Below are 9,043 nucleotides of genomic sequence, written 5' to 3'. Positions count from 1 at the left end.
TTTTTTGAAAAGATTTTCTTAAGAAAATCAACGACTTAGAGCTGCCTTCCCGCTGCTGCCTGAGCAGCGAGGAGGTGAACTATACGGACTTCAGGGGGGGCTCGGCAAGCACTTTTATGACAAACCTGTAAAAAAATTTCACCAGCCCCAGTGCGATCAAAAAACCATCAGCCCATAAGTGTAAACAGGTGGTACTTTTTCTTACCCAAGCGAACGATAAAGTAGCTATCACTCATCGCTTTATCACGCTCAAATACTGATGCAGGCTCAGCATTGACGCTCATGCCTACCGCCTGGCCATTAATCAATACGGCATTACGACCCAAGGCATCTTTCACCGGCTTACCAGAAGGCGCCATACCTGCATCCACAAGTATGTTGATCAGACTCTGCTCACCAAAATCTTTTGGAAGTGCAGATGAGGGTAGGCCATCAAGGCGAAGTTGTTCCAAATCACTGGCGGATAAATCTGCAATATCCCCTGAGAAGAGCGCCCGAGAAATACGCTCAGCTGCAGCCAACCCCTCTTCACCATGTACCAGACGGGTTACTTCTCGAGACAAAATACTCTGAGCCTCGGGCTTACCGGCTCGCTCACCATCAGTCTGCTCAATGGCTTCAATTTCATCGACACTCAAAAAGGTGAAGTAACGCAGGAATTTATAGACATCCGCATCGGCGGTATTCAGCCAGAATTGGTAAAAGGCATAGGGGCTAGTACGTTTGGGGTCGAGCCAGATAGTACCGCTTTCCGTTTTACCAAACTTGGTACCATCCGCCTTGGTCACTAATGGCAAGGTCAAACCATAAACTTTACCGCGGTGCTGGCGACGGGTCAGATCAACACCGCCGGTAATATTACCCCACTGGTCGGAACCGCCGATCTGCAAAGTGCAACTATTGCGTTTGTACAGTTCGGAAAAATCCATGGACTGCAGCAACATATAGGAAAATTCAGTAAAGGAGATACCCTCTCCCTCCCTCTGAATGCGCTGCTTAACCGACTCTTTATTCACCATATTATTGACTGAGAAATGTTTTCCCACGTCACGTAGAAAGTCGAGCACGTTCAACTCACGTGTCCAGTCCAGATTATTCGCTACCAGTGCGCTGTTTTCACCACAGTCAAAATCGATAAACTGAGAAACTTGGTTCTTCAACTTCTCAACCCAGCCGGCAACCACATCCGGGGTATTTAGACTGCGCTCTTGGGCTTTAAAAGATGGATCCCCGATTAAACCGGTAGCACCGCCTACCAGAGCAATCGGTTGGTGACCTGCCGCCTGAAACCTCTTCAAAGTCAACAACGGTACTAGACTGCCTATATGAAGGGAGTCCGCGGTGGGATCAAAGCCACAATAAAGGGTTCGGCTCTCAGACAAATGCTGCGTAAGTTCGCCGTCACCAGTCGCCTGATTGATTAATCCGCGACGGTCCAAGTCTTCAAGCAGTGTCATGTCGACCCCAGCCATGCTTTCCCCTCATATTTAGGCTTGAAAATAGCGCCACCGGGCGGCGGCAAAATGCGCTGCAACATTACCGAACTTTTTGGCAAATACAAGCGGGCCTTATAGCCCCACTGAAATGATGAAATAAGTGCTGAGGAACTAATTCATGGAGATATGGGTCAATTACCCAGTGAACCCAGGCGGCTTTTTTGCTATAAAGTCTCTTCAATGCCTGTTTTTTAAACACTCATTACTCCAAGCGCAGATAACAACCACAGCCGGCGCCGCCCGTTAATACCATGCAGAATCATCGCAAACCGACATCCCGTGTCCGTATAGGCGCCTTGCCCAAACATTTTCCCCGCGTACATGCGCTCACGGCTAGTGCCGCGGCCTGTGTGCTGGTGTTGGCAGTTTTTATTCCAACGCCGGAAGTGGAAGCCAAGCGTATGCCCCTTCCCGTCAATTTATCTTCAACTGAAGAGACCGTGACCGATCAGCAACCCGTGCATGTTGAGAAAGTTACTCCCGAGCAAGGTATTGCATTAGCCACAGCAACTGTGGCTAAAGTACAGTCATTAAGCTTGACCGTACGTAATGGTGACACTCTATCCGATCTGTTTAAGCGCGCCAAAGTGAGCGCCGGGGAGATGTATCAGCTACTGGGTAGTGGCAAGGAAGCGAAAAAATTAGCGCGACTTAATCCTGGCGAAGAATTGACTTTTACAGTCAATGCGGATGGAAAATTGCAAGGTTTAGCGCTGCAAAAAGACCAACTCCGTCAGGTCAGATTTACCCGCGATGCGGAAAGCAGGTTCCAACACGATTTAGTCCAGCGTGAACCCGACAGCCATCCCGCTTACCGCCAGGGACAAATTGATAGCTCATTATTTGTTGCCGGTAGTGATGCCGGTTTGAGCGATAGCCTGATCATGGAAATGGCCGATGTCTTCAGTTCGGATATCGATTTCGCACTGGATATTCGCAAAGGCGACAGTTTCAGTGTGATGTTTGAAGAAAAATTCCTCGACGGAGAGAAAATCGGCAATGGTCCTATTCTCGCCGTCAGCTTTACCAATCAGGGAAATACTTACAGCGCAGTTCGCTATGTCGATAGTAGTGGCGATGCCAATTACTTCACACCTGAAGGTAAAAGCATGCGCAAGGCGTTTATTCGCACGCCATTGGATATAGTGCGTATCAGCTCACACTTTAATCCTCGCCGTCTACATCCAGTGTTTAAGTCGCGTCGTCCTCACAACGGTACCGATTATGCTGCTCCGCGCGGCACTCCAGTTTACTCAACGGGCGACGGCCGAGTCATTGCATCCGGCTACAGTAAGCCCAATGGCAACTATGTATTTATTCAGCATGGCGAACGCTACGTTACCCGCTATTTGCACCTAACAAAGCGTAAAGTGAAGAGAGGCCAACGAGTAAAACAGCGCCAGGTTATTGGCACTGTCGGCTCTACTGGCTATGCCACCGGCCCTCACTTGCACTATGAATTCCTGGTGGACGGCAGACACCGCAACCCGGCCACGATCGTGCGTAAACTGCCCAAGGCCAAGTCTGTGCCCTCAGCGGAAATGACACGCTTTAAAAACCAAACCCAACCGCTGCTGGCTAAGCTGGAAAATTACCAGGGCCCCGCCCTGGCAAAACTCGAAGACGACAACTAAACAAGCACTATTTTTATGTCCGATCTTTTTATCGGCCTGATGTCCGGTACCAGCGTCGATGCTATCGACGCGGTACTGGTCGATTTTGGCGGCGAAGAGAAAATCAAGCCGCGCATCCTGGCAGCTTTAAGCCACCCTATCCACCCTTCATTGCGCAGTGCCATCCTCGCTCTATGCTCTCCAGGTCCCTCAGAATTAGACCGTGCGGGACAGCTGGATCGACAGCTTGGCCAAGTATTTGCCGAGGCAACGAATACCCTATTAGCTCGTGCCGGTATAGAACCGAGCGATGTCACCGCAGTCGGCAGCCACGGACAAACTGTCAGGCACCGGCCACCCGGCACCGTTAGCTCCCCCTTTACCCTACAGTTGGGCGACCCCAACACCATTGCGGCACTGACGGGTATCAGCACTATCGCAGATTTTCGTCGACGCGATATGGCCCTGGGAGGCCAAGGGGCACCATTGATGCCCGCCTTCCACCGCGCCGCATTCAAAACCGAAGGCAACCGTTCCGTTGTCAATATTGGCGGCATGGCCAATATCACCGAGCTGAAAGCCGATGGCAGCATTTGTGGTTACGATACTGGCCCCGGCAATGCCCTACTGGATTACTGGGTAGGTCTGCACAAAAAACAACCTTTCGATCGGGACGGCGGATGGGCAGCCAGCGGACGCGTAAGTCCAGAGTTACTCAATCGCTTGATGTCGGCCCCCTACTTCTCCGCTGAGCCTCCCAAGAGCACTGGGCGTGAAACTTTCAATGCCAACTGGCTAGAACAGGCCCTGGCTGGGCTAGAGTTAGCTCCCGCAGATGTACAGGCAACTCTATCGGAAGTTACCGCCGCAAGTATTGCTGAAGCCGTGCATTCATTCGCTGATGGTGGAGAGTTGCTAATATGCGGTGGCGGGGCCAGGAATAAGGATTTGTTATCCAGGTTGCAGAGGCGGTTGCCCACTTGGTCGATTGCCGATACCGGCACCTATGGTATTGATGCCGATTGGCTTGAGGCAGTGGGCTTTGCCTGGCTGGCACGGCAGACATTACTCGGCCTGCCCGGTAATTGCCCCGGTGTGACCGGAGCAAAAAAAGAAGCCGTGCTAGGGGCTATCTACCCCCCTTAAGCGGCTAGCTGACGAGCGGCTCAGATTGAGAAAGATGAGCCGCAGCCACAGGTCGAAGAGGCATTGGGGTTTTGCACCACAAAGCGGGAACCAGCCAGACCCTCCTCGTAGTCCACATTGGCACCCACTAAATAGGGGTAGCTCATCGCATCAACCAGCACCTGGATACCATCCTTTTCGATAATGGCATCGTCTTCGGCAACCAGTTCATCGAAGGTAAAGCCGTACTGGAATCCAGAGCAGCCGCCACCGGTTACAAAGACCCTGAGCTTTAATTCCGGGTTGCCCTCCTCTTCCAACAGGCTCTTGACCTTAGCCACCGCTTTATCGGTGACCACTAGTGGTGCAGGAGAAAAGGATACAGCTTCTGACATAAGTCTCTCTCAACTCATCGGGACGTTCGCAGCTCGTATAAAAACCATACTGAGCACAGCCTCGGGGGCGTCATCTTGCTTAAACCCAGCAAATCAGTCAAGTATTTGGCACAACAGACCCCAGCATCAGTGAGAACCGGGGCAGTAATTTAAGGTTTAGTTTATGAGGCTTCTATCACCGTCTCGTCTTCGGAATACCCAATCATAGGGGGCTCACCCGCAGAACTGAGGTCAGCATTGGAAACCAAGGCGCCATTGACCTGGGCACCTTTCATCATCTCAATCAACTTGTAGTGTACATTGCCCTCAACCATCGCTTTGGACGCCAATTCCAAATGACGGGCAGCGAATACATCTCCACTCACATTACCATTGATGACCACCTGGGGCACACGGATTTCTCCCTCTATAACGCCACCCTCAACAATCTGCAAGCGGGCATCGCTGTCGCTATGAGCGGAAACATTGCCCTTTACTTTGCCCTCGATTACCAGGTTACCGCGAAAGTGTATATCACCAGTGACTTCCGTCTGGCGCGCGATCAGAGTGGTATGGTTACTACCGGTGCTGGCCATAGTTACGTGCTTCTCTTTTTTTCTTAACATAATCCCTAAAACCTCATGCCTTTGGCATCAATGCTAGCTTTTCTGTACCAACCAGCCGTAGCGCTGTTCAATATTGAAACCCGTGCGCCCACTGGATTTGAGCGACAGCTCCACACCCTCTGGAATAAATCCTTCCGGTAGGCTCAACTCACCCTCAATGTTCTGAAAATATTTAAAACGCAGCGGTATAGATTCTGTATCCACCTGCTCCGATAAGTCTTTGAGGGCGTAGCGCATTGGCTCACCATCTTGACGACCCACAACTGTAAAAGTGGCAGCCCCCTTGATTACATTGCGGCGCGCTGCCGACTGCTGCACTTGCAGCTTGTACTGATAGCTGCGCGCATCAGCAGTCTGGGAGAGAATAAAACGTCCAATTGAAACCCCTTCCCCTCCTTCTGCTGGCGCCATGACCCCTCGATAAAAAGAGATTTCCTGCTTCAGCTCGGCAATCTGACTCTCTTTCTGTACCAACTCAGTTCGCACCGCTTCACTGGCCTGCTCACCGATTACCAAAGACTGCTCGGCGGTAGCTGCACGCAGGCGCAACGCTTCATTCTCGCTATTAAGCGCCTCGAGTTTCTCCAGCACCCGGGTGTACTCCAGAGTCTTTTCATCGAGGTTTTTACGTAGATGGTATTGGCCCGCAAAATAAGAACCAGCAGCGGTGACCAAAACCAACAAGGTGACTCCACCTACCGCAATCACGCCGGAGAAGGGGCGATGAGGCACCACTTTCATACGGTACTGCTTGCTGCCTTTCACTTTGAGCTCCATAAAATTCGCTGGGGCCAAACCGGAATTGCCGGTTGTCGTAATTATTTGATTTTAAGGCAGCAGCGCAGGGCTCTCCAAGCCCAACGTCTCAGTTAAGCCAAACATAATGTTCATATTTTGGACCGCCTGAGCCGAGGCGCCCTTGGCAAGATTGTCGATCACCGACATTACCACCAGGGTATCCCGATCCTGGGGCTGCATCACGGAAATCCTACACACATTTGTTCCGCGCACACTACGGGTTTGAGGGTGACTTCCAGCCGGCAGTACATCCACAAAGGGCTCATCTTTGTAACGCTGCTCAAATAGCATCTGCAATTCACTTGCCGACAGGCTCGCTGAGGAGCTAGTTTTAGCAAAAAGTGTGGCGTGGATGCCCCTGACAATAGGAAGTAGGTGCGGCACAAATGTCACCTTTACTGGGTTGGCACCGAGTGGTTGTATATTCCGCAGCCCCTGCTCAATCTCTGGTAAATGGCGATGGCCCGCAGCGGAGTAGGCACGGAAGTTATCGCTATTTTCCGCCAGAATTAGATCGGTCTTGGCCTGACGCCCGGCACCACTAGCACCACTAGCCGCACTGGCAATCAGTTCTGATGGTTCCACTACCCCCGCTTCCACTAGAGGGATCCAGCCCAACTGAATCGCAGTGGGATAGCAACCGGGACAAGCCACCAGTTGCGCAGCTGCAATATCGGCGCGGTTGACTTCGGGTAACCCGTAAACCGCCTCCTTAGCCAAGGCCGGAGCTGCGTGCTGCTGACCGTACCAGGCTTCCCAGGAGGGAATGTCCTTGAGACGAAAATCAGCGGAGAGGTCAACCACCCGCACGCCGCGTTCAATCAGCGCCGGCACCTGCGCTTGTGCAACTCCATGGGGAGTCGCAAAAAATACAAGATCACAGCTAGCCAGCTGCTCAACATTCGGTTCACAAAAAGCCAGGTCATAATGACCACGCAGACTGGGAAATAATTCAGCGACAGATGTTCCCTTCAGGGATCGTGAGGTGATTGCGGTTACCTTTACCTGAGGATGTGTCGCCAAAATCCTCAGCAGTTCCACTCCCGTGTAGCCGGTGCCTCCGACAATTGCTACCTTAATCACCTTGCAAAACTCTCCCGATAAATTCGTCAATTGAGACGATAATCATAAAATCAGCCAAGCACTCTAACACAAGCCCCGGACCTTGAAGGATGTGCGGTGTCACAGCGCCCCAGGATTTCACTTAAAAGCACCCTGAGCCGTTACTTACCAAAGACAAACGGCCTGGAACAGATCCGCCTGCAACTCTCTGCCCGGGAAGCCCTGGCGCCACTGCTTGGCATGGCTTTGATTACCGGAGCACTCGCCGGTGGAGTCACAGTGTTATTCCGTTTTGCTATGGAGTGGCCGACAACTTTTTTTCTTTCAGTCCCCCAAAATTATGAGTCGTTGCCCCCACAGTGGCGGTTTGCCCTACCGATAATCGGCTCTCTACTCATCGGGGTTATTTACCTGGCGCTCAGTCCCAAGCGCTACGACGTCGGTGTAGTGCATGTGCTCGACCGTCTCTATAACCACCAGGGCAATATGCCGATATCCAACGCAATACTGCAATTTTTCGCCGGTGCCATCGCCCTAATTAGCGGGCATTCGGTCGGGCGAGAAGGCCCAGCTGTACATCTGGGTGCCGCCAGTGGTAGCTGGTTAGCCCGTACACTGCGACTACCCAATAATTCTGCGCGCAACCTGCTCGGTTGTGGTGTTGCCGCCGCGATTGCCGCTTCTTTCAACACCCCCCTGGCCGGTGTGGTATTCGCTATGGAAGTGGTAATGCTGGAATATTCCGTGGCCGGTTTTTTACCGGTTATGTTGGCGGCGGTAACTGGGAGCGCAATCACCCAGCTCACTTTTGGGCGCGAACCAGACTTTAATGTGCCGGCAATCCATCTCAACTCCCTGGCCGAATTGCCAATTTTATTTTTGTGTGCACTGGCTATCGGCTTTCTGGCTGCACTTTTCATACTGGCCCACCGCAAACTCACCAAGCAGAATAATCGATCCCCACTATTGCGTTTTTTAGTGGTCGGACTGGTGACAGGCACCATCGGAATCTGGGTCCCAGAAATTCTCGGTGGGGGCTACGACACATTGCAAATGGCCATGCTGGGAGAGTTGGGCGTAAACACTTTGGTGGTTATTGTTGCGGCCAAGCTGGTTGCCACCGCCCTAGGGTCCGGGTTGGGTATTCCCGGAGGCGTCATTGGACCCAGCCTGATCCTCGGTGCCTGTCTCGGTGGTATCGCCGGCGGCCTTGCCAATATGTGGCTGGGTGAGCACACCGCGAGCCCTGGCTTTTACGCCATGGTGGGTATGGCAGCAATGATGGCTGCCATGCTCAACGCACCCCTCGCCGCCCTACTCGCTATTCTCGAATTGACCTACAACCCCAATGTGCTGTTCCCCGGCATGATGATGATCGTGGTGGCCACCTTGATCAGTCGACAATTTTTCGGCACCCAGGGAATTTACCTGGAGACACTGCGTGCATTAGACAAGGCCGGTACCCCAACCTGGCGTCAGCAGATGCTCAGTGGTGTGGGTGTTGCAAGTCAAATGGATCGGCGTTTTATTGTTGCTCAACAGGAAATTACTTTAGAGCAGGCACAGAGTTACATCGCACAACACCCCCAATGGATATTGATCGACCTATCTAATGAAAAACCGCCTGAACTCTTACGCGCCGCTGACTTGGCTACATTCCTCCAGGGCAGTGGAGAGGAGGGAAGTGAAGAGTCTCTTGTTGAGCACGAACAAAAAATCGGGGAAAAAGCAGCAACTATTGATTTGTTAAAAATTCCCGGTGAGCGCAAACAAATGGCGGAATTAAATTGGCGAGCAACTATGTTGGAGGCCCAGCAGGAACTGAAAAAAACCGGTGCCGACGCTCTCTACATCAGCCGCCATCAGAGCGGTTCTCTGGACAATCGCATCGCGGGCATTATTCTGCCGCTACAGATCGATAACTTTTACCGGAAATAATCGTTTCCGTT

At 52.1% G+C, this 9,043-nt stretch carries 8 protein-coding genes; 3 read left to right on the top strand and 5 right to left on the bottom strand.

What is annotated here, in order from left to right:
• Positions 1 to 167: 167 nt before the first annotated feature.
• Positions 168 to 1,472, bottom strand: a complete 1,305-nt coding sequence (tyrS, locus tag ACJJI0_RS18000) for a tyrosine--tRNA ligase (protein WP_444883672.1) — start codon at positions 1,470 to 1,472, stop codon at positions 168 to 170.
• Between the two features lie 275 nt (positions 1,473 to 1,747).
• Here tyrS and ACJJI0_RS17995 point away from each other — a divergent pair, with 275 nt between their 5' ends.
• Together ACJJI0_RS17995 and ACJJI0_RS17990 are read left to right on the top strand one after the other, a co-directional pair.
• The gene (locus tag ACJJI0_RS17995; RefSeq protein WP_444883671.1) at positions 1,748 to 3,130 is read left to right on the top strand and encodes a peptidoglycan DD-metalloendopeptidase family protein; all 1,383 of its coding nucleotides are present in this window, start codon (positions 1,748 to 1,750) and stop codon (positions 3,128 to 3,130) included.
• Between the two features lie 15 nt (positions 3,131 to 3,145).
• On the top strand, positions 3,146 to 4,255 hold the full coding sequence (locus ACJJI0_RS17990) for an anhydro-N-acetylmuramic acid kinase (protein WP_444883670.1): 1,110 nt from the start codon (positions 3,146 to 3,148) through the stop codon (positions 4,253 to 4,255).
• A gap of 20 nt (positions 4,256 to 4,275) precedes the next feature.
• On the opposite strand, the gene erpA is transcribed toward ACJJI0_RS17990, so the two are convergent.
• From erpA to argC, 4 genes are all read right to left on the bottom strand, one after another.
• A complete protein-coding gene (gene erpA / locus ACJJI0_RS17985; protein WP_020411471.1) occupies positions 4,276 to 4,629 on the bottom strand; it encodes an iron-sulfur cluster insertion protein ErpA in 354 nt (117 codons plus the stop codon).
• 161 nt (positions 4,630 to 4,790) lie between these two features.
• Positions 4,791 to 5,234: a bactofilin family protein gene (locus ACJJI0_RS17980; protein ID WP_252084393.1), complete on the bottom strand. Its 444-nt coding sequence runs from the start codon at positions 5,232 to 5,234 to the stop codon at positions 4,791 to 4,793.
• A 33-nt stretch (positions 5,235 to 5,267) separates the two neighbouring features.
• Positions 5,268 to 5,999 (bottom strand): DUF6776 family protein, encoded by a 732-nt coding sequence (locus ACJJI0_RS17975; protein WP_252084392.1) that lies wholly within the window; start codon positions 5,997 to 5,999, stop codon positions 5,268 to 5,270.
• Positions 6,000 to 6,062: 63 nt separating this feature from the next.
• Positions 6,063 to 7,115, bottom strand: coding sequence for an N-acetyl-gamma-glutamyl-phosphate reductase (gene argC, locus ACJJI0_RS17970; RefSeq protein ID WP_444883669.1), 1,053 nt, complete (start codon positions 7,113 to 7,115; stop codon positions 6,063 to 6,065).
• A 96-nt stretch (positions 7,116 to 7,211) separates the two neighbouring features.
• On the opposite strand from argC, the gene ACJJI0_RS17965 reads away from it, so the two are divergent.
• The gene (locus ACJJI0_RS17965) at positions 7,212 to 9,032 is read left to right on the top strand and encodes a chloride channel protein (RefSeq protein ID WP_444883668.1); all 1,821 of its coding nucleotides are present in this window, start codon (positions 7,212 to 7,214) and stop codon (positions 9,030 to 9,032) included.
• Positions 9,033 to 9,043 lie beyond the last annotated feature (11 nt).

Source organism: Microbulbifer mixtoriginis (SeqCode) (assembly GCF_052466695.1).
Note: the sequence above shows the minus strand (reverse complement) of the source record. Positions and strands in the feature narration are given on the sequence as shown.